The 20,375-nt window shown below is 68.1% G+C and carries 18 protein-coding genes; 10 read left to right on the top strand and 8 right to left on the bottom strand.

Features of this window, described 5'->3' with window-relative positions:
• Positions 1-4: 4 nt before the first annotated feature.
• The gene (locus tag C265_RS03335) at positions 5-742 is read left to right on the top strand and encodes a GntR family transcriptional regulator (RefSeq protein ID WP_010815017.1); all 738 of its coding nucleotides are present in this window, start codon (positions 5-7) and stop codon (positions 740-742) included.
• A 28-nt stretch (positions 743-770) separates the two neighbouring features.
• On the opposite strand, the gene C265_RS03330 is transcribed toward C265_RS03335, so the two are convergent.
• The 5 genes from C265_RS03330 to purM form a co-directional block, all read right to left on the bottom strand.
• Positions 771-1,514 (bottom strand): aspartate/glutamate racemase family protein, encoded by a 744-nt coding sequence (locus tag C265_RS03330; protein WP_010815018.1) that lies wholly within the window; start codon positions 1,512-1,514, stop codon positions 771-773.
• A 5-nt stretch (positions 1,515-1,519) separates the two neighbouring features.
• Entirely contained in the window at positions 1,520-2,914 is a 1,395-nt protein-coding gene (locus tag C265_RS03325; protein ID WP_010815019.1) for an amidase, read from the bottom strand.
• A 37-nt stretch (positions 2,915-2,951) separates the two neighbouring features.
• On the bottom strand, positions 2,952-4,388 hold the full coding sequence (gene hydA, locus C265_RS03320; protein ID WP_010815020.1) for a dihydropyrimidinase: 1,437 nt from the start codon (positions 4,386-4,388) through the stop codon (positions 2,952-2,954).
• Between the two features lie 48 nt (positions 4,389-4,436).
• Entirely contained in the window at positions 4,437-5,765 is a 1,329-nt protein-coding gene (locus tag C265_RS03315; protein ID WP_010815021.1) for an MFS transporter, read from the bottom strand.
• A 335-nt stretch (positions 5,766-6,100) separates the two neighbouring features.
• Positions 6,101-7,153 (bottom strand): phosphoribosylformylglycinamidine cyclo-ligase, encoded by a 1,053-nt coding sequence (purM, locus tag C265_RS03310; protein WP_010815022.1) that lies wholly within the window; start codon positions 7,151-7,153, stop codon positions 6,101-6,103.
• A 194-nt stretch (positions 7,154-7,347) separates the two neighbouring features.
• Here purM and C265_RS03305 point away from each other — a divergent pair, with 194 nt between their 5' ends.
• The 9 genes from C265_RS03305 (at position 7,348) to C265_RS03265 (ending at position 15,037) form a co-directional block, all read left to right on the top strand.
• Positions 7,348-8,418, top strand: a complete 1,071-nt coding sequence (locus tag C265_RS03305; RefSeq protein WP_010815023.1) for an AI-2E family transporter — start codon at positions 7,348-7,350, stop codon at positions 8,416-8,418.
• A gap of 44 nt (positions 8,419-8,462) precedes the next feature.
• Positions 8,463-9,170, top strand: a complete 708-nt coding sequence (hda, locus tag C265_RS03300) for a DnaA regulatory inactivator Hda (RefSeq protein WP_010815024.1) — start codon at positions 8,463-8,465, stop codon at positions 9,168-9,170.
• Positions 9,171-9,262: 92 nt separating this feature from the next.
• Positions 9,263-9,937 (top strand): HAD family phosphatase, encoded by a 675-nt coding sequence (locus tag C265_RS03295; RefSeq protein ID WP_010815025.1) that lies wholly within the window; start codon positions 9,263-9,265, stop codon positions 9,935-9,937.
• A 1-nt stretch (position 9,938) separates the two neighbouring features.
• Positions 9,939-11,480 carry a polynucleotide adenylyltransferase PcnB gene (pcnB, locus tag C265_RS03290; RefSeq protein ID WP_010815026.1) on the top strand — a complete coding sequence of 514 codons (1,542 nt, stop codon included), beginning with the start codon at positions 9,939-9,941 and terminating at the stop codon, positions 11,478-11,480.
• Complete coding sequence (folK, locus tag C265_RS03285) at positions 11,481-12,020, top strand: 2-amino-4-hydroxy-6-hydroxymethyldihydropteridine diphosphokinase (protein WP_010815027.1); 540 nt, start codon at positions 11,481-11,483, stop codon at positions 12,018-12,020.
• Positions 12,021-12,076: 56 nt separating this feature from the next.
• Positions 12,077-12,718, top strand: coding sequence for a deoxynucleoside kinase (locus tag C265_RS03280; protein ID WP_010815028.1), 642 nt, complete (start codon positions 12,077-12,079; stop codon positions 12,716-12,718).
• Positions 12,719-12,817: 99 nt separating this feature from the next.
• Entirely contained in the window at positions 12,818-13,639 is an 822-nt protein-coding gene (panB, locus tag C265_RS03275; protein WP_010815029.1) for a 3-methyl-2-oxobutanoate hydroxymethyltransferase, read from the top strand.
• A gap of 4 nt (positions 13,640-13,643) precedes the next feature.
• Complete coding sequence (locus C265_RS03270; RefSeq protein WP_010815030.1) at positions 13,644-14,342, top strand: ABC transporter permease; 699 nt, start codon at positions 13,644-13,646, stop codon at positions 14,340-14,342.
• Positions 14,339-15,037: an energy-coupling factor ABC transporter ATP-binding protein gene (locus tag C265_RS03265; protein ID WP_010815031.1), complete on the top strand. Its 699-nt coding sequence runs from the start codon at positions 14,339-14,341 to the stop codon at positions 15,035-15,037. Before C265_RS03270 ends, C265_RS03265 begins: the two co-directional genes overlap by 4 nt.
• Positions 15,038-15,046: 9 nt before the next feature.
• Here C265_RS03265 and pabB read toward each other — a convergent pair whose 3' ends face one another.
• From pabB to dnaK, 3 genes are all read right to left on the bottom strand, one after another.
• On the bottom strand, positions 15,047-16,975 hold the full coding sequence (gene pabB / locus C265_RS03260) for an aminodeoxychorismate synthase component I (protein ID WP_037023521.1): 1,929 nt from the start codon (positions 16,973-16,975) through the stop codon (positions 15,047-15,049).
• Between the two features lie 107 nt (positions 16,976-17,082).
• On the bottom strand, positions 17,083-18,228 hold the full coding sequence (gene dnaJ / locus C265_RS03255) for a molecular chaperone DnaJ (protein WP_010815033.1): 1,146 nt from the start codon (positions 18,226-18,228) through the stop codon (positions 17,083-17,085).
• A gap of 171 nt (positions 18,229-18,399) precedes the next feature.
• Positions 18,400-20,352, bottom strand: coding sequence for a molecular chaperone DnaK (gene dnaK / locus C265_RS03250; RefSeq protein ID WP_010815035.1), 1,953 nt, complete (start codon positions 20,350-20,352; stop codon positions 18,400-18,402).
• Positions 20,353-20,375: the final 23 nt, after the last annotated feature.

Genomic DNA, 20,375 nt, shown 5'->3' with positions numbered 1-20,375 from the left:
CGCCATGCCACAAACCAAAGCCGACCTGCCCGCCACCGACGGTATCAATGAGACCGACACGGACAGCGCGCGCGGCGCGTCGGTCGAGGCAATCGCCGACCGCATCCTGACCGCGATCTGGGAGCACCGGCTGCCGCCGGGTACCAAGCTGGTCGAGGAAAAGCTGGGCGGGGTGTTCGGCGTGAGCCGCACCAAGGTACGGCTGGCCTTTGCCAAGCTGGCGCATGAAGGCGTGCTGACGGTCCATCCCAACCGCGGCACCTTCGTCTCCAGCCCGAGCGTGGCCGAAGCGCGCCAGGTGCTGCATTCACGCCACCTGCTGGAACCCGCGCTGGTGCGCGACCTGGCCGGCGCCATTGGCGCGCCGGGGGTGCGCGCGCTGCGCGAAACCACGCGCCAGGAAGCGCAGGCGCGCGACAGCAACGACCGCCGCGCCATCATCCGGCTGTCGGGCGAGTTCCACTGCAAGCTGGCGGAAATGACCGGCAACCAGTACCTGGGCAAGTACATGCGCGAGCTGTGCTCGCTGACCTGCCTGATCATCGCGCTCTATGACGCACCGGGGGTGCCGTCGTGCCCGCACCATGAACACGACGACATCGTCGATGCGCTGGAAGCCGGCGACGGCGAGCGCGCCGCGCGGCTGATGGCGGAGCACCTCGGCCATGTCGAAAGCACGCTGCGGCTGGAGCTGCCGGCTGAGGAAAAGGTCGATCTCGAAGCGGTGTTCGCCGCGGTCTGAGCCGCGGCGTCATCGGCGGCGAAGTGGCTTAGCGGTGCTCGATGCGCGCTGCCAGCGCCGCGGGCAAACCCAGCGTGGGCTTGGCATCCGGGCGGCGGAACGTGCCCGCGGTGGCCTTGCGCGGCTGCAGCGCGACCAGCGCCTCGGCCTGCTTGACGGCGGCGGCCATCTGGTCGACCACCGGCACCGGAATGCGGTCGCGCACGCGCGCGGCCAGGCCGGCCAGCGGCGCGCCGGCCAGGATCACCACATCGGCTTCATCCTCCGCCACGGCGCGGTTGGCCAGTTCCACCAGCACGGCTTCCTTCTCTTCCTGGACGTCCGACACCGAGGCAAAGCTGCCGTCCAGCATGCGGATGCCGGCCAGCCGGCTGCGCAGGCCATGCATGTCCACGCACTCCTCATACCAGGGCCCCAGCGCCCGCGCAAAGGTCACGATGGCAAAGCGCCGGCCCAGCATGCAGGCCGACAGCATCGCCGCCTCGGCCATGCCCACCACCGGCAGATCGAACAGTTCGCGCGCGCCCATCAGGCCGGGGTCGCCAAAGGCCGCGATGATGGCCGCGTCGAACTGGCCATGGTGCTCGGCCAGCATCTCCAGCGCGATGGCGCCGCCGATCTGCGCCTCGGCGCGCGTGGCAATATAGGGCACGCCGCGGCTGGCGGTCAGCGGCACCAGCTCGGTGCCGGGGGCCGCGGCCTCGGTGGCCGCCGCCATCAGCCGCGCGGTGATGCCTTCGCTGGTATTGGGATTCAGGACAAGGATTCGCATGACGGTTATCCGGCAGGGTTGAGCAGCGGCGCCAGCACGCTTTCGGCCAGCCTGGCCGCGGCCAGCACGTTGCGGTCGGCACCGCGCGGGCCGGCGATCTGCAGGCCCGCCGGCAGCCCGTCGCGGCCATGGCCGCAGGGCACCGAAATGGCCGGCGCCAGCGCATGGTTGAAGAAGGGCGTGAACACCGCATGGGCGCGCGGCTCCACCGCCACGCCGCCGATCCGCTCCGGCCCGAGCCGGTCGTTGCGCCACGCCACGCACGGGGTGGTCGGGCACAGCAGCAGGTCATAGCGGGTAAAGAACCCGGCCACGGCCAGCGCGATCTGGTGGCTGGCTTCGCGCGCGCGCGCCACGTCGGCGCCGCTCCAGGCCAGCCCGCGCTCGATCTGGCGCGCCACGTCGGGATCGAACAGCTCCGGGTCGCGGCGCCAGGCCTCGCCGTAGAGATTGGCCAGGCCGACATGCTGCAGCGGCATCAGCGCGGGCTCGTCGGCGCCCTTCGGCCAGGCCGGGTCGGCACGCTCGATGGTCAGGCCCGCGGCCTGCAGCCGGGCCACGGCCTGTTCGAAGGCCTGCGCGACATCGTCGTCGACCGGCGTGTCCAGGCCCAGGCGCGGGCTGACCGCGATCTTCAGCGTATGCAGCGGGCGCGCGGCGCCAAGCGAGAAGCCCAGCGTATCGGGATCGCGCGGATCGGCGCCGGCCAGCGCCTCGAACATCAGCTCGGCATCGGCCACCGTGCGCGTGATCGGCGCAATCACCTGGATGCCGTTGAAGGCATGGGGAAAGCCGACCGAATCGGGAATCGCGCCGTAGGAAGGCTTGAAGCCGACCACGCCGGCATGCGCGGGCGGGCGCCGGCTGGAACCGCCGCCGTCGGTGCCCAGCGCCAGCGGCGCCATGCCGGCCGCCACCGCCACCGCGCAGCCGCCAGACGAGCCGCCCGCGGTCAGCGTGGCATCGAGCGGATGGCGCGTCAGCCCGTAGACCTTGTTGGTGGTCAGGCCCTTGCAGGCGAACTCCGAGGTATTGCCCATGCCGAGCACGATCGCGCCGGCCTGGCGCAGGCGCTCGACCGCGATCGCGTCGGCGGGCGCAATGAAGTCGCGATACAGCTGCGAACCCTGCGTGACGCGGCGGCCCTGGCTCCAGATCACGTCCTTGACGATCACCGGCACGCCCGCCAGCAGCGGGCGCTCGCCCTGCGCCAGGCGCGCGCGCAGCTGCGCCAGGTCGGCATCGACCAGCTCCTGGCGCTGCTCGAACACGGCGTTGAGCTGGTCATTGCGCGCCGCGATGCGAGCCTGGAAGGCGGCGACCACCTCGGCGGGATCGAGGCGGCCCGCGGCGACGCGGGCCGCGATAGTGGTGGCGTCCAGGCGGTTGGTCAGTTCCATGTCAGTCGTTTCAGTCAAAGCATTGGCAAGGCTGCCGTCACAGGCTGCCGCCCGAGGTGCGATAGCGCGGCCTGGCCATCTCCGGCAGGCCGCACGGCAGGAACTGGCCGTGGCCGGCCTCGGCCAGCACCTCGCCCTCATGCGCCACCACCTTGCCGCGCACCAGCGTGGTCACCGGCCAGCCGGTCACGCGCAGGCCTTCATACGGGGTGTAGTCGACAGCGTGATGCAGGTCGGCGTTGCGGATCGTCACTTCACGCTGCGGATCCCAGATCGCCAGGTCGGCATCGGCGCCGATGGCGATGGTGCCCTTGCGCGGATGCAGGCCGTAGAGCTTGGCGGGGTTGGTCGAGGTCAGCGCGACGAACTGGTTGACCGAGATGCGGCCGCCCACCACGCCAGCCGAGAACAGCAGCGGCAGCCGCGTTTCCAGACCGGGGATGCCGTTGGGGATGTACTGGAACGGGACTTCCTTGCCGCCAGGCTTCTTGCCCTGCGCGTCTTCGTAGCGGAACGGTGCATGGTCGGACGAGAAGATGGTGAAGAGGCCGTCGGCCAGGCCGTCCCAGATCACTTCCTGGTTGCTGCGGTCGCGCGGCGGCGGGCTGCACACGCACTTGGCGCCGTGGTAGCCGGGCTGGTCGAGGTCTTCGGCAGTCAGGAACAGGTACTGCGGGCAGGTCTCGGCAAAGATCTTCATGCCGCGGTTGCGCGCCCAGCGGATCTGCTCGACCGCTTCCTTGCCCGATACATGGACGATCAGGATCGGCACGTCGACCAGTTCGGAGAAGGTGATGGCGCGGTGCGTGGCCTCGCGCTCGATCGCCATCGGCCGGGCCAGCGCGTGGAACTTCGGCGCGGTGTTGCCCGCCGCTTCCAGCTTCTCGGTCAGCCAGGCGATGCAGTCCGAGTTCTCGGCATGCACCATCACCAGCGCGCCCTCCTGGCGCGCCACCGACAGCACCTCAAGGATCTCGCGGTCGTTCAGCTTGAGGTCGTCGTAGGTCATGTAGACCTTGAACGACGAATAGCCCTCGCGGATCAGCCCCGGCAGTTCGTCCTGCAGCACCGCCTCGGTAGGATCGGCCACGATCAGGTGGAAGGCGTAGTCGACCACAGTCTTGCCATCGGCCCGCTGGTGGTAGTCGTTCACCGCGGCGCGCAGCGAATGGCCCTTCTCCTGCGCGGCGAACGGGATCACGGTAGTGGTTCCGCCGCAGGCCGCCGACACCGAGCCGGTGCCGAAGTCGTCAGCCATCCTGAGGCCGTCCGGCATCGGCTGGTCCAGGTGGCAGTGCGCATCGACGCCGCCCGGCAAGACCAGCTTGCCGCTGGCGTCGATGGTCTGCGCGGCCTCGCCCAGGTCGTGGCCGAGCTGTACGATGCGCCCGCCGGCGATGCCGATATCGCACTGCATGGTGTCGCTGGCGGTCACGACGGTGCCGTTGCGGATGATCAGGTCGAACTGTTTCACGATACTGCTCACGAGAAGATTGTTACTGCCGCTCACCGTGGTCCGCATTCAGCGGTCCGCGTCGGACAGGTGCATGCGATTGGTTTCCCGCGCGGCCGCCGCGGCGATTGCGATCAGCGCGCACACCGCCGCCAGGTACAGCGCAACGGGCGCGGTGCTGCCGAAGCGGTCGAGCAGGCCCACCGCGATCAGCGGGGCCAGCGCGCCGCCGAACACACCGGCGAACTGGAAGCCGAGCGAGGCACCGGTCACGCGCACCCGGGTGGCGAACAGCTCCGGCAGGAACGACGCCAGCGGCGAGAACATGAACGACACCAGCACCATGCCGACGAACGAGGCCAGCATGATCAAAGCCGGGCTGCCGGTCTTGACCAGCGTGAAGAAGACAAAGGCCCACACCGCACCGCCGATGCCGCCGATCATCAGCACCGGGCGGCGCCCGATGCGGTCGGCCAGGTAACCGGCCACCGGGATGAACAGGATCTGCGCCACCGCACCCAGCAGCACGGCATTGAGCGCGATGCTCTTGGGCAGGCCCAGCTTGGTCGGCACGAAGTACAGCAGGAACAGCGTGAACACGTAGAAGGCGATATCGCCGCCCAGCCGCGCGCCGAAGGCGATCAGCAGCTGCTTCTTGTAGTTGCGCAGCACTTCCATGATCGGCGCGCGCGCTTCGGCGTGGGATTCCTCCAGCTTCTCGAACATGCCGGATTCACGCACGTTGGAGCGGATGTAGAGCCCAACGCCCACCAGCAGCGCCGACAGCAGGAACGGCACGCGCCAGCCCCAGCTCAGGAAGGCTTCTTCCGAGACCTGCCAGGTCACCAGCGCGAATACGCCGTTGGCAAGCAGCAGGCCGATCGGCGCGGCGAGCTGCACCAGGCTGCCGAGGATGCCGCGCCTTTTCCCTTCAGGGTCGAGCTCGTTGACCATGATCGCCGCCCCGCCCCATTCGCCGCCCAGCGCCAGGCCCTGCACCACGCGCAGCAGCACCAGCAGCACCGGCGCCAGCGCGCCCGCGGCGGCATAGGTCGGCAGCAGGCCGATACCGAAGGTGGCCAGGCCCATCATCAGCAGCGTAATGATCAGGATGGACTTGCGCCCCATCTTGTCGCCGAAGTGGCCGAAGATCGCCGCGCCCAGCGGCCGCGCCACGAAGGCAACGCCGTAGCTGGCAAAGGACAGCAGCGTCGCGGTCAGCGGGTCGCTCTGCGGGAAGAACAGCTTGGGGAAGACCAGCGCGGCGGCCGATCCGTAGATGAAGTGGTCGTAGAACTCGAGCGTGGTGCCGGCGAGGCTGGCCCCCGCGACGCGCGCGACGGACTGCTTCTGGGCCGACGCGCCTTTTGCCGCTGCGTCGATGCTGACTGCTTGCATGGTGGATCCTCCAATGGTCCTGGCCTGCCCCCAGCGCCGCCGGTGGTTGCCGGCATCGCGCGGAGGCGTTGTCTCCGGACGCGGCATACGTGTGCCGCGTCTTTGCTCAGTACATTAGGCGATAAACCGCCATACAATCAAGCAAAATATTGTTTATCAGACTTGGTGCAGATGCATGCTGGATTTTGGTGCGATGCACGAAAACGGGACTCGGGCAGCGCAGGGCACAAAGCCGGTGTGAGCCTTTGGGTAAACCCTTATGAGCCGTACGCAGGACGAAAAAAAAGCGCATGCCCTAAGGCATGCGCCGTTCTTGCCGGAAGGCTTCGGTGTCGTCAGACCACGATGGTCTGCGCCTCGCCCTCGGCGCGTTCGCGGATCTCACCGATCTGCCACACGGCCTCGCCGGCCGCTTGTAGGTGGCGGATGGCGCGTTCAGCGTCTTCCTTGGCCACGATCACGACCATGCCGATGCCGCAGTTGAACACGCGGTGCATTTCGTCGTCGGCCACGCGGCCCTGCGCCTGCAGCCACTGGAACAGCGGCGGCAGCGTCCAGGCATCGCGCTTGAGCACGGCGGTGACGTCCTGCGCCAGCACGCGCGGCACATTCTCGGTCAGGCCGCCGCCGGTGATATGGGCCATGCCCCTGACCGGCAGGGTTTCGATCAGCGACAGCAGCGGCTTCACGTAGATGCGCGTCGGCGCCATGATCGCGTCCTGCAGGCGCTGGCCGTGGAAGTCGGCGTTCAGGTCCGGCCTGGCCACTTCGATGATCTTGCGCACCAGCGAGTAACCGTTGGAGTGCGCGCCCGACGAAGCCAGGCCCAGCACCACGTCGCCCGGGGTGATGGTGCTGCCGTCGATGATCTTCTTCTTTTCGACCGCACCGACGGCAAAGCCGGCCAGGTCGTATTCGCCGTCCGGGTACATGCTGGGCATTTCGGCGGTTTCGCCGCCGATCAGGGCGCAGCCGGCCAGTTCGCAACCGCGGGCGATGCCCTGGATCACGGTGGCGGCGGTGTCCACGTCCAGCTTGCCGCAGGCGAAGTAGTCGAGGAAGAACAACGGCTCGGCACCCTGCACCAGGATGTCGTTGACGCTCATGGCGACCAGGTCCTGGCCGACGGTGTCATGGCGGTTGAGCTGGAACGCAAGCTTGAGCTTGGTGCCCACGCCGTCGGTGCCCGATACCAGCACCGGCTCCTGGAACTTCTTCGACAGTTCGAACAGCGCACCGAACCCGCCGATGCCCGCCATCACGCCTTCGCGCATGGTGCGCTTGGCAAACGGCTTGATGCGGTCGACCAGTGCGTCGCCGGCATCGATATCAACACCGGCGTCGCGGTAGGAAAGGCCTGCCTGGCCGGCGGTCGGGGATGCGCTCATGGGAACCTGCTTGTCCTGGAGGAAATAAAGTGAGGAATCCGGCGCTCGGGCCACCGCGGCTTCCGTTGCTTGGCATCGGAACGCGGGCGCGAGTCCAGTAGAATTGCAATTTTAACGGATAGAGGCCCCCCGCTTCCAGTTTCCGGCGAGATTCCGCCGCAAACGGCGCAGTCGCCCGTCCTTCCCAACTATTGATGAATGCCCCGCTGTTGAACCAAGAGGCCAAGCGTATCCTGCTCTGGGTCGTCGTGGCCGTCGCGCTGTTCGCCGCCATCATCGCGCTGGCGCCGGTGCTGACGCCGTTCCTGTTCGCGTTCATCTTCGCCTATGTCCTGAACCCGGGCGTGGACTGGCTGCAGCGCCGCCGGGTGCCGCGCGCAGTCGGCGTGACGCTGATGATCCTGCTGCTGACGGTGATCTGCGTGATGCTGGTACTGCTGGCAATCGCGGTGCTGCAACGCGAGATCCCGCAGATCCGCGAACAGCTGCCGATCCTGCTGAAGAAGCTCAACTCCGTGGTCTCGCCCCGGCTGGCGGAGTTCGGCGTGCGCATCCGCTTTGACTTCCCGGGCCTGCGCAACATGCTGTCGGACCGCTTCTCCGCCAGCCCGGAAGACCTGCTGGTGGTGTTGCTGAACTACGTCAAGATGTCGGGCTCGGCGCTGATCACGGTGGCCGGCATCGTCTTTATCGTGCCCATCGTCATGTTCTACCTGATGATGGACTGGCACATGGTGATGCGCCGCATCGAGGGCGTGGTGCCGCGCCGCTGGGTGCCCAAGGTGCGCGAACTGACCAACGAGACCGACGCGCTGCTGTCGCAATATCTGCGCGGCCAGATCCTGGTGATGGTGATCCTGGCGGCGATCTACTCGATCGGTCTGACCATCGCCGGCTTCGATATCGGCGTGCCGGTCGGGGTCTTCACGGGACTGGCGGTGTTTATCCCGTATATTGGCTTTGGTGTCGGGCTGGTCATGGCGATCCTTGCCGCGCTGCTGCAGTTCGGCAACTGGTACGGGCTGGCCGCGGTGGCGGTGGTCTACGGCTTCGGCCAGTTTATCGAGAGCTTTTACCTGACCCCGCGCCTGGTGGGCGAACGCATCGGCCTGCACCCGCTGGTGGTGATCTTCGCGCTGCTCGCCTTCGGCCAGCTGTTCGGCTTCTTCGGCGTGCTGCTGGCGCTGCCGACCTGTGCCGTGCTGCTGGTCGGTGCGCGGCAGCTGCGGCGGGTTTACCTGGCCAGCGACCTGTACCGAAAATAACGGCTGCCCCACTGCTGCCCACACCCGCAAGTTAGCCATACGTCATGTCCCCGCGTCCCAAGCAACTGTCGCTCGAGCTGGGCAGCCCGCCGCCTTCGACCTTCGAGAATTTCGTGGTGGCATCCAACCGCGAAGCGGTGCAGCGCCTGCGCGAACTGCCCGCCGCGCTCGCCCAGGAGCACGCCAGCGACCGGCTGGTCTACCTGTGGGGCGAGGTCGGCTGCGGCCGTACCCACCTGCTGCACGCGCTATGTGAGGCCGGGCCGCAGCACGGCATCCGCAGCCGCTACCTGAGCCCACACCACCCGCTGTCGGACTTCCTGTTCGACCCGTGGTGCCAGCTCTACACCGTCGATGACGTCGAGCTGCTGGATGAAGCGCGCCAGATCGCGGTGTTTTCGCTCTACAACGAGGTGCGCGCCCACGTGCGCACCGCGCTGGTGGTGGCCGGCGGCCTGGCCCCGCGCGCGATGCCGGTGCGCGAAGACCTGCGCACGCGCCTGGGCTGGGGCCTGGTGTACCAGGTCGCGCCGCTGTCGGACGACGACAAGAAGGCCGCTGTGCTGCATGCGGCACGCGAGCGCGGCCTGCAGCTGTCGCCGGAGATCACGCACTGGCTGGTGACGCGGCATTACCGCGACATGCCAAGCCTGATGGCGCTGCTGGACGCGCTCGACACCTACTCGCTGGAACGCAAGCGGCCGGTGACGCTGCCGCTGCTGCGTGAAATGTTTGCTGAATTCCGGGATTAGCGCCGGATCGGCGCCCATACCGCACCCAATGCGGCCCCGGCGCCTGCCTGCCTGCCCGCCCGACCTCTCGCCTTAAGGTAAAATCGCCGCCCATGAATCTGGCACTCTTTGACCTCGACCACACCCTGATCCCGACCGACAGCGACCATGAATGGGGCCGCTTCCTGGTCCGCCTGGGCGTCGTCGACGAGGAAACCTACCGGCAGAAGAACGACGAGTTCTACGGCCACTACAAAGCCGGCACCCTCGATATCCAGGCCTTCCTGCGCTTTGCGCTGGCGCCGCTGGCGGCCAACCCGCGCGACCGGCTCGATGCCATGCGGGTGCGCTTCATGCACGAGGTGATCGACCCGGTGATCACGCCGCAGGCGCGCGCGCTGGTCTACAAGCACCTGGAAGCCGGCGACCTGTGCGCCGTGGTGACCGCCACCAACAGCTTTGTCACCGCGCCGATCGCCGCGGCCTTCGGCATCAAGCACCTGATCGCCACCGAGCCCGCCACCATCGACGGCAAGCCGGAAAGCCAGTTCACCGGCGAGGTCCACGGCGTGCCCAGCTTCCGCGAAGGCAAGATCACCCGCGTCGAATCCTGGCTCAGGAGCCAGGGCGCGCAGTGGAACCACTTCGAAACTACCACCTTCTACAGCGACTCGGCCAACGACCTGCCCTTGCTGGAAAAAGTCTCCGAGCCGATCGCCACCAACCCGGACGATCGCCTGCGCCACCACGCCGCCGCGGCCGGCTGGCGCATCATGGATCTGTTCTGACGTGATCAAGAAGCTCATTACCCGGCTGCTGGGCAAACCCAGCCCCAAGCTGCGCCGCACCGGCCGCGCCCATACGCCGCGCATCGTCGGCGCCGACGAACACCAGATCGACCCCGCGCTGCTGTCGCGCAATGCCGTCAAGGTCACCTCCACGCTGCAGCAGGCCGGCTACCAGGCCTACATCGTGGGCGGCGCGGTGCGCGACCTGCTGCTCGGCATCAAGCCCAAGGATTTTGACGTCGCGACCAACGCCACGCCCGACCAGGTGCAGGCGCTGTTCCGGCGCTCGCGCATCATCGGCAGGCGCTTCCAGATCGTGCACGTGACCTTCTACGGCGGGCGCGAGCAGGAAATCATCGAGGTCTCGACCTTCCGCGCGCTGGTCGACGCCATCGCCAGCGAAACGCTGCCCGAAGGCCGCCGCCTCAAGCGCGCCGAGCTCGACAGCAAGACCCATGCGATCGATGCCTCGGGCCGGGTGCTGCGCGACAACGTGTGGGGCTCGCAGGCCGAAGACGCGGAACGCCGCGACTTCACCATCAACGCGATGTACTACGACCCGGCCGCGCAGACCGTGCATGACTACCATCACGGCATGGAAGACATCCGCGCGCGCACGCTGCGCATGATCGGCGACCCGGTCACGCGCTACCGCGAAGACCCGATCCGGATGCTGCGCGTGGTGCGCTTCGCCGCCAAGACCGGCTTCGACATCGACGAGGCCACGCGCCACCCGATCGCCGGCCTGGCGTCGCTGATCCACAACGTGCCCAGCGCGCGCCTGTTCGACGAGATGCTCAAGCTGCTGATGTCCGGCCACGCCTGGGCCTCGCTGCAGGAGCTGCGCAAGGCCGGCCTGCACCAGGGCCTGCTGCCGCTGCTGGACGTGGCGCTGGAGCAGCCCATGGGCCAGCGCTTCGTGCAGCTGGCGCTGGACAACACCGACCGCCGCGTGCAGGCCGGCAAGCCGGTCTCGCCGGGCTTCCTGTTCGCCGCGCTGCTGTGGCACCACGTGCTGCAGCGCTGGACCAGGCTGCGCGAGGAGGGCGAGCACGCCATCGCCGCGCTGAACACCGCCATGGACATGGTGCTGGAAAAGCAGACCGGCCAGCTGGCGATCCAGCGCCGCTTTGTCACCGACATGCGCGATATCTGGGGCATGCAGCCGCGCTTTGAAAAGCGCGTGGGCCGCATGCCGTTCCGGCTGCTGGAGTCGCCGCGCTTCCGTGCCGGCTTCGACTTCCTGCACCTGCGCTGCCAGTCGGGCGAGCTGCCCGAGGAACTGGCCGCCTGGTGGCAGGACTTCCAGGACGCCGACCCGGGCGAGCGCGAGGACCTGATCGACGCGGTACGCAGCGCGCGCGGCCCTGGTGGTCAAGGCGGTCATGGCAGTCAGGGTGGCCAGGGCGCCGAGGGCGAAGGCCCGGCACGCAAGAAGCGCCGCCGGCGCGGTCCGCGGAAATCGGATAAAGTGTCTTCCCGGAGCGACACGGACGCGGGCGAGGCAGCACATGCCGGCCCCGGCCAGCCGGAGGAAACCTAAATGACGCTTGCCTTCATCGGCATCGGGGCCAATCTTGGCGATGCCCGCCAGGCCATCAAGGACGCCATCGTGTGTCTGGCCCAGCAGGTCGGCATCACGGTGCTGGCGCGCTCATCGCTCTACCGCACCGCCCCGGTCGATGCCGGCGGCGACGACTACTACAACGCGGTGGTCAAGGTGCAGACCTCGTTCACCGCGGCGCAGCTCCTGCGCATCTGCCACCACATCGAAGACCAGTTCGGCCGCGAGCGGCCGTTCCGCAACGCGCCGCGCACGCTGGACCTGGACCTGCTGCTGTTCGGCGACGAGCAGCACGACCACGAGCACCTGACGGTGCCGCATCCGCGCCTGACCGAGCGCGCCTTCACGCTGGTGCCGCTGCTGGAGCTGGACGCCGCGCTGGCCATCCCCGGGCGCGGACGCGCCGCCGACTACCTGGCCGGCGTGGGCGCGCAGCGTATCGAGAAGGTGTCCACCTGCAAGTGCCTGCGCATGCAGGCCGCCGCTGGCGAGACCGGCGATGGCGGCAGCCCTGGCTGACCCCGCCCGGCTGCGCCCGCGGCGCAGCCTTCCACCCCACTGAAGCCCGGAGCGCCATGCTCGATCACCTGCGCCGCATCGTCGTCGAAGGCCCCGTCGGATCCGGCAAGACCTCGCTGGCCCAGCGCCTGGCGCGCACGCTGCAGGCCCAGGAGCTGCCCGACAGCGCACGCCGCAGCCCCTTCCTCGAACCCTTCTACCGCGATCCCGCGCGCCATGCGCTGGCGCTGCAGCTGTGGTGCCTGACCCAGCGCGCGGTGCAACTGCAGCAATGGCAGGCGGGGGTGCTGGCCGGACAGCGCATGGTCACCAATTTCCTGATGGCCAAGGACCGGCTGCACGCGGCGCTGACGCTGTCCGACGACGAACTGGCGCTCTACGACGCCATCGCCGCACGCCTTGACCTGCCGCCGCAGCGCGCCGACCTGGTGATCGTGCTGCAGGCCACCCCGTCGCTCCTGCGCGAGCGCATCGTGCGCCGCGGCGAGCCCGGCGAGGCCGGCATCGACGAACACTACCTGCAGCGCCTGGCCGGCGCCTACGGCGAATTGTTCCACCGGTACGACGACGCCCCGGTGATGGTGGTCGACACCGCCCACTTCAATCCGGTGGACAATGATGACGATTTCCGTACACTACTGTCGCGCATCGAAAACATGCGCGGCCGCAAGGCCTTTCTCAATCTCGCTGCGCCCTGACAGGCCACGCCTGCCAGACCCAACACAATAACGACGGCTGTCGTTGCCGTGCGGGCGGCCCTCCCGGCACCGGCAAAGCCGTCCTATATGGGCACTGCCATGAGCTACCTCCTCGATCCCTCCCGCAAGACCATCACGATTCCCAAACTGCAGGCGATGCGTGACGCCGGCGAGAAAATCGCCATGCTGACCGCGTACGACTCCAGCTTCGCCGCGCTGCTCGACTACTGCGGCGTGGAAATGATCCTGGTCGGCGATTCGCTGGGCAATGTGATGCAGGGCCAGCAGACCACGCTGCCGGTCACGCTGGAACAGATGGCCTACCACACCGAATGCGCGGCGCGCGGCAACCAGACCTCGCTGCTGCTGACGGACCTGCCGTTCGGCACCTATCCCACGCCTGAGGCCGCGTTTGCCAGCGCGGTCACGCTGATGAAGGCCGGCGCGCAGATGGTCAAGCTTGAAGGCGGCGACTGGCTGGCGCCCATCGTCAAGTTCCTGGTCGAGCGCAGCATCCCGGTATGCGCGCATATCGGCCTGACGCCGCAGTCGGTGCACGCGCTGGGCGGCTTCAAGGTGCAGGGCAAGACCAACGCCGGCGCGGCCCAGCTCAAGCGCGACGCGCTGGCGCTGCAGGCCGCCGGCGCGCAGGTGGTGCTGATGGAGGCGGTGCCCGCGGCGCTGGCCGGCGAGATCACGCAATCGCTGACGGTCCCCACCATCGGCATCGGCGCGGGCGCGGACTGCTCCGGCCAGGTGCTGGTGCTGCAGGACATGCTCAATGTCTACCCGGGCCGCAAGGCCAAGTTCGTGCGCAACTTCATGGACGGCCAGACCTCGATCGAGGCAGCCGTGCGCGCCTACGTGGCCGCCGTCAAGGACGGCAGCTTCCCCGCCGCCGAGCACACCTTCTCCGCCTGAGCCGGTGGAGATCGGCACCGCCACCGCCGACGCCTTCCGCCTGCTGGCCAGCGGCGACGCTGGCCTGTGGTTCATCGTCTGGACCTCGCTGATGGTGGCGGTGCTGGGACTGGCGCTGGCCACGGTGCCGGCGATCGCCGCGGCCTGGCTGATCGCCACCCGGCAGTTCCCGGGCCGGCGTGCGGTGGTGGTGGTGGCGCAGGCTTTCCTGTCGTTCCCGACCGTGCTGGTCGGGCTGGTCCTCTACCTGCTGCTGACGCGCCAGGGCCCGCTGGGCAGCCTGCACCTGCTGTTCACGCCGGCGGGCATGGTGCTGGGGCAGGCGGTGATCGGCTTCCCGGTGGTGCTGGCGTTTGCGCTGTCGACCCTGCAGGGCGCCGACGTGCGCCTGCGCGAGACCGCCTGGGTGCTGGGCGCGGGCCGCTGGCGCACCTTCCTGACCGTGATCCGCGAGCTGCGCTTCGGGCTGATGGCGGCAGTGGTCGCCGGCTTCGGGCGCGTGATTGCCGAAGTCGGCTCGGCCCTGATGATCGGCGGCAATATCGAAGGCTCGACCCGCACCATCACCACGGCCATTGCGCTGGAAACCAGCAAGGGCGAGTTCGCCCAGGGCATTGCGCTGGGCATCGTGCTGGTGGCGCTGGCGCTGCTGGTCAATATCGGCATGGCCTGGCTGCAGGGTGCCGGAGGCTTCCGCCGATGACCCCCTCAGTTGCCCATGACCACAGCCCGCTGCTGACCGTGCGAGGGCTGGCGCGCACCATCGGCCTGCGCAAGCTCTTTGCCATCGACAGGCTGGTGATCCCGCGCGCCACCGCGATCGTGCTGACCGGCATGAACGGCGCCGGCAAGACCACGCTGCTGCGCATGCTGGCCGGGCTGGAGCCGGCACCCGGCGCCAGCGCGCAGTGGACCGACGCGCACGGCCAGGCGCACGACGCCCCCCTCTCCCCGCTGCCGCCGGCGTTGCGCCAGCGCATTGCCTACCTGCACCAGCATCCGTACCTGTTCCGCACCTCGGTGCGCGAGAACATCGCCTACGGCCTGCACGCACGCGGGATGCCGCGCGACGAGATCGCCCGCCGCGTGGGCGAGGCGCTGGGCTGGGCCGGCGTGTCGCACCTGCAGGACACCGCGCCCGAATACCTGTCAGGCGGCGAGATCCAGCGCGTGGCGCTGGCGCGCGCCAAGGTGCTGGAGCCGGAGTTGCTGCTGCTGGATGAGCCTACCTCGAGCCTGGACGGCCATGCGCGCGAACAGGTGATTGGGCTGGTCGGCGACCTGGCCGCCGAAGGCCGCACCGTGGTGATGATCTGCCACGACCGCGAGCTGATCAACCTGCCGGGCGTGGTGCGCTGGAAGCTGGGCGACGGCGTCCTGGACACGCACCACCCTTAGTCTTCAGGCTTACTGACTCAGCGTCGCCGGCATCGCGCCACGCAAGGCGTTGACCAGGACGATGGCCTCGGCGCGCGCGAGCATCGCGCGCGTGATCACCGCTTCCGTCACCACTTCGCCGGGGGCGCCCAGGGCCGCCCCTCCCTCGTCCAGCGCCACCGCGCGCATCACGCCGGGCAGGATGTCAGCCGACAGCGGCGGCGTCAGCCAGCGGCCATCGATACGGACGAAGACCGAGCTGCGCCCGCCTTCCAGCAGTTCACCGCGCGTGTTGAAGAACAGCAGGTCAAAGCCACCGGCACGCTCGGCGGCCTGCCAGCCCGCATCGAACACTGCGCGCGCGCTGGTCTTGTGGCGGCGCAGCGGATCGGCGGCGGGTAGTGGCTCGGGGGCGATATCGATCCTGACCGGACCGGCCGGCATCGGTGCCACCGCGCCGCTGGCAAATGCGAGCGCGCCGCGCTTGTCCACGCTCATACGCAGGCGCCATGTCCCCGCGCCCAGCTGCGCTACCTGAGCGGCCACCGCGTTGCGTGCCGCATCGGCATCGAAAGCGAAGCCGAACGTATGTGCCGAAGCGCCAATGCGCGCAAGATGCCGCGCCAGGTAAAGGCACTCGCCGTCCTGCACGCGCATGGTTTCGAACAGCGTAAAACCGGGATCGTGCCGCGTCAGGAAACGCGCCTTCCAGCCGCATTCATCGAACTCCTCCGCCGCGACGCTGTCATGGACGATGCCGCCGCCCACGCCCATTTCACCCGCGCGCAGGCCGGTATCCGCGAGAGGCGCCAGTACCAGCGTGCGGATTGTCACTGACAGCGCGAACGGTCCCGCGGTGCCTTCGTCGGTTGGCGCATCGATCCAGCCGATCGCCCCGGTGTACAGCCCGCGCGGCGTGCCTTCCAGTTCGGCAATGATCTGCATGGTGCGCCGCTTGGGCGCGCCGGTGATGGAGCCGCACGGGAACAGCGCCGCCATCAGCGCGCCAAAGCGCGTGCCGGGCCGCGCCGTCGCGGTGACGGTAGAGGTCATCTGCAGCACCGCGCCAAACGGCTGCACCGCAAAGCGCTCCGGCACCGCCACGCTGCCCGGCTGCGCGATGCGCCCCAGGTCGTTGCGCAGCAGGTCGACGATCATCACGTTCTCGGCGCGGTTCTTGGCATCGGCGGCCAGCGCGGCGGCGGCCTGCGCATCGCGCACGGCATCGCCCGAGCGCGGCGCGGTGCCCTTCATCGGCCGGGTCAGCAGGTGGCCCTGGCCGTCGTGGCGCACGAACAGCTCGGGCGACAGCGACAGCACCGTGGCACGATCCGGCAGGCTGGCCAGCACGCCATACGGCACCGGCTGCGCGGCGCGCAGCGCGGCATACAGCGCCACCGGGTCGCCAAAGGCATCGAAGTGCAGGCGCTGGGTGTAGTTGACCTGGTAGGTGTCGCCGGCTTCGATCCACTGGTGGATGCGGGCGATGGCATCGTCGAATGCCTCGCGGGAGGTATCGGAGGCCACGTCCATCAGGCCCGCCGGCCTGGGGTCGGCTTTCGCCTGCAGCCACGCCGTGACCGCCGCGGCATCGAGCCGGCGCAGGTTGCGGAACCACAGCAGGCGCAGCGCGCCGTCGTGGAACGGCATCGCGTTGCCGGTGTGCACCGGGGCATCGACCAGCGCGCCGCCGAATTCGTAGGGGGCAAACAGGGTGGCATGCCAGCCCTGGCGCCAGCCTTCGGCAAGCATGGTGTCGAGTTGCGCGATGTCGCTGCCGGCGGGCAAGACGTCTTCACGGATGAAGCCGGTGTAGAGGCGTGATGCGGCTTGCGCCGCCGGGGCCGTGGCGTCGTCGAGAAGGACGAAGACATCTCCTCCCCCTGGCTGGGTGCTCCCCTCGCCCGCTTGCGGGAGAGGGGCCGGGGGAGAGGGCGGGGGCTGGATGCTGGCTACCACGGGGAAATCGTCAGGAAAGGGGCGGTGGGGACAACCTTGGCATTATCGCGCGCCAAAAACAAAACCGGCCACGCTCGCACGTGGCCGGTCCGATACTGCAAACCCGGTCAGCTGAAGAAGCTCTTCACCTTGTCCAGCCAGGATTGCTCCTGCGGGCTGTGGCGCGAGCCGCCCTCATGCACCGAGCGGTCGAACTGGCGCAGCATCTCCTTCTGCGCCTCGGTCAGCTTGACCGGCGTCTCCACGTTCACATGCACATAGAGGTCGCCCGGATAGCCGGAACGCACGCCCTTGATGCCCTTGCCGCGCAGACGGAAGGTCTTGCCCGACTGGGTGGCTTCAGGCACCGGGAAGGTGGCCTTGCCGCTCAGCGTCGGCACTTCCAGGTCGCCGCCCAGCGCCGCGGTGGCGAAGGAGATCGGCATCTGGCAGTGCAGGTCGTCGCCGTCGCGCTCGAACATCGGGTGCGCCTTGATGTGGACTTCCACATACAGGTCGCCCGGGGGGCCGCCGTTGATACCCGGCTCGCCGTTGCCCGACGAGCGGATGCGCATGCCTTCGTCGATGCCGGCCGGGATCTTCACTTCCAGCGTCTTCTGCGACTTCAGCTTGCCCTGGCCGTGGCACTTGGTGCACGGCTTGGGGATGTACTTGCCGCTGCCGTGGCACTTCGGGCAGGTCTGCTGCATGGTGAAGAAGCCCTGCGACACGCGCACCTGGCCCGCGCCGTGGCAGGTCGGGCAGGTTTCCACGCTCGAGCCCGGCTCCGCGCCGTTGCCGTGGCAGTGGTCGCAGTCGTCCCAGTGCGGCACGCGGATCTGCGCCTCGTGGCCGTGCGCGGCCTGCTCCAGCGAGATCTCCATGCTGTAGCGCAGGTCGGCGCCGCGATAGGCCTGCGGGCCGCCGCCGCCGCGACGGCCACCGGCCTGCTGGCCGAAAATGTCGCCGAAGATGTCGCCAAAGGCCTCGGCGAAACCGCCGTAGCCCTGCGCACCGCCGAAGCCGCCCGCCATATTGGGGTCGACACCGGCATGGCCATACTGGTCGTAGGCCGCCTTCTTCTCCGGGTCGGAAAGCATCTCGTAGGCCTCTTTGACCTCCTTGAATTTTTCCTCGGCGATCTTGCCGTCCTTGCCTTCCGGATTGCGGTCCGGGTGGTACTTCATCGCGAGCTTGCGATAAGCCTTCTTGATCTCGTCGTCGCTCGCGTTCTTGCCTACCCCGAGCACTTCGTAATAGTCACGTTTTGCCATGGTGGCTCAAACCTTTTTGGCCGGCACGCACATGTGGCGCGATACCGGCGAATAGCAAAAAAGCCGAGCGAGGCATCCGACGGCGGTTTCCCGCTGGGTCCGATGGCCGCGCCCGGCGTCGGGACGGGGGCGGTGCCGGCCAGTGCCTGCACCGCCGCCCGCGTGTCCCGATTACTTCTTGTCGTTGACTTCCTTGAATTCGGCGTCCACAACGTTGTCGTCCTGCGGCTGCGCCTGCTGGCCACCGGCCGCGCCGGCACCGGCAGCAGCACCGGCCGTGGCGCCTTCGCCAGCCTTGGCCTGCATGTCGGCGTAGACCTTCTCGCCCAGCTTCTGGCTGACTTCGGACAGCGCGTTGACCTTGGCATCGATCTCGGCCTTGTCGCCGCCGCGAGCGGCGTCTTCCAGTTCCTTGATCGCGGCTTCGATCTTTTCCTTCTCGCCGGCTTCCAGCTTGTCGCCGTATTCGGTGAGCGCTTTCTTGGTCGAGTGGATCAGCGCGTCGGCCTGGTTGCGGGCATCAGCCAGCTCGCGGGCCTTCTTGTCTTCCTCGGCGTTGGCCTCGGCGTCCTTCACCATGCGCTGGATCTCGTCTTCCGACAGGCCCGAGTTCGCCTTGATGGTGATCCTGTTTTCCTTGCCGGTCGCCTTGTCCTTGGCGCCCACGTGCAGGATGCCGTTGGCGTCGATGTCGAACGACACTTCGATCTGCGGCGTGCCGCGCGCTGCGGGCGGAATGCCTTCCAGGTTGAACTCGCCCAGCAGCTTGTTGCCGGAGGCCATTTCACGCTCGCCCTGGAACACCTTGATGGTCACCGCCGGCTGGTTGTCGTCGGCGGTCGAGAACACCTGCGCATGCTTGGTCGGGATGGTGGTGTTCTTGGTGATCATCTTGGTCATCACGCCACCCAGGGTCTCGATCCCCAGCGACAGCGGCGTCACGTCCAGCAGCAGCACGTCGGTACGGTCGCCCGACAGCACCGAGCCCTGGATCGCGGCGCCGACGGCCACGGCTTCATCCGGGTTCACGTCCTTGCGCGCTTCCTTGCCGAAGAACTCCTTGACCTGTTCCTGCACCTTGGGCATGCGGGTCATGCCGCCCACCAGGATCACGTCGTCGATGTCGCTGACCTTGACGCCCGCGTCCTTGATGGCGATGCGGCACGGCTCGATGGTGCGCGTGATCAGCTCTTCCACCAGGGATTCGAGCTTGGCGCGGGTCATCTTCAGGTTCAGGTGCTTCGGACCCGAGGCATCGGCCGTGATGTACGGCAGGTTGATCTCGGTCTGCTGCGAGCTCGACAGTTCGATCTTGGCCTTTTCAGCGGCTTCCTTCAGGCGCTGCAGCGCGAGCACGTCCTTGGACAGGTCCACGCCCTGGTCCTTCTTGAACTCGCTGATGATGTAGTCGATGATGCGCTGGTCGAAGTCTTCGCCGCCCAGGAAGGTGTCGCCGTTGGTCGACAGCACTTCGAACTGCTTCTCGCCGTCCACGTCCGCGATCTCGATGATCGAGATGTCGAAGGTGCCGCCGCCGAGGTCATACACGGCGATCTTGCGGTCGCCCTTCTCGTTCTTGTCCATGCCGAACGCCAGCGCGGCCGCGGTCGGCTCGTTGATGATGCGCTTGACGTCGAGGCCGGCGATGCGGCCGGCGTCCTTGGTGGCCTGGCGCTGCGAGTCGTTGAAGTAGGCCGGCACGGTGATCACGGCTTCGGTCACCGGCTCGCCGAGGTAGTCCTCGGCCGTCTTCTTCATCTTGCGCAGCACTTCGGCGGAAACCTGCGGCGGCGCCAGCTTCTGGTCGCGCACCGACACCCATGCGTCGCCGTTGTCGGCCTTGACGATGGAATACGGCATCAGGCCGATGTCCTTCTGGACTTCCTTCTCTTCGAACTTGCGGCCGATCAGGCGCTTGACCGCGTACAGGGTGTTGCGCGGATTGGTGACGGCCTGGCGCTTGGCCGGCGCGCCGACCAGGATCTCGCCGTCTTCCATGTAGGCGATGATCGACGGGGTGGTGCGGGCACCCTCCGAGTTTTCGATGACCTTGGGGGTGTTGCCTTCCAGGATCGCGACGCAGCTATTGGTGGTACCGAGGTCGATACCGATGATCTTACCCATTATTCTCTCCTCTTGAGCCGGCG

The sequence above is a fragment of the Cupriavidus sp. GA3-3 genome (genome assembly GCF_000389805.1).
GTDB lineage: Bacteria > Pseudomonadota > Gammaproteobacteria > Burkholderiales > Burkholderiaceae > Cupriavidus > Cupriavidus necator_D.
This window is presented reverse-complemented; position numbering and strand designations above follow the sequence as displayed.

Coding starts and splice junctions, on each gene's coding strand:
- C265_RS03335 (WP_010815017.1), top strand. CDS start 5: ATGCCACAAACCAAAGCCGACCTGCCCGCCACCGACGGTATCAATGAG.
- C265_RS03330 (WP_010815018.1), bottom strand. CDS start 1,514: ATGCGAATCCTTGTCCTGAATCCCAATACCAGCGAAGGCATCACCGCG.
- C265_RS03325 (WP_010815019.1), bottom strand. CDS start 2,914: ATGGAACTGACCAACCGCCTGGACGCCACCACTATCGCGGCCCGCGTC.
- C265_RS03315 (WP_010815021.1), bottom strand. CDS start 5,765: ATGCAAGCAGTCAGCATCGACGCAGCGGCAAAAGGCGCGTCGGCCCAG.
- purM (WP_010815022.1), bottom strand. CDS start 7,153: ATGAGCGCATCCCCGACCGCCGGCCAGGCAGGCCTTTCCTACCGCGAC.
- C265_RS03305 (WP_010815023.1), top strand. CDS start 7,348: ATGAATGCCCCGCTGTTGAACCAAGAGGCCAAGCGTATCCTGCTCTGG.
- hda (WP_010815024.1), top strand. CDS start 8,463: ATGTCCCCGCGTCCCAAGCAACTGTCGCTCGAGCTGGGCAGCCCGCCG.
- C265_RS03295 (WP_010815025.1), top strand. CDS start 9,263: ATGAATCTGGCACTCTTTGACCTCGACCACACCCTGATCCCGACCGAC.
- folK (WP_010815027.1), top strand. CDS start 11,481: ATGACGCTTGCCTTCATCGGCATCGGGGCCAATCTTGGCGATGCCCGC.
- C265_RS03280 (WP_010815028.1), top strand. CDS start 12,077: ATGCTCGATCACCTGCGCCGCATCGTCGTCGAAGGCCCCGTCGGATCC.
- panB (WP_010815029.1), top strand. CDS start 12,818: ATGAGCTACCTCCTCGATCCCTCCCGCAAGACCATCACGATTCCCAAA.
- C265_RS03265 (WP_010815031.1), top strand. CDS start 14,339: ATGACCCCCTCAGTTGCCCATGACCACAGCCCGCTGCTGACCGTGCGA.
- dnaJ (WP_010815033.1), bottom strand. CDS start 18,228: ATGGCAAAACGTGACTATTACGAAGTGCTCGGGGTAGGCAAGAACGCG.
- dnaK (WP_010815035.1), bottom strand. CDS start 20,352: ATGGGTAAGATCATCGGTATCGACCTCGGTACCACCAATAGCTGCGTC.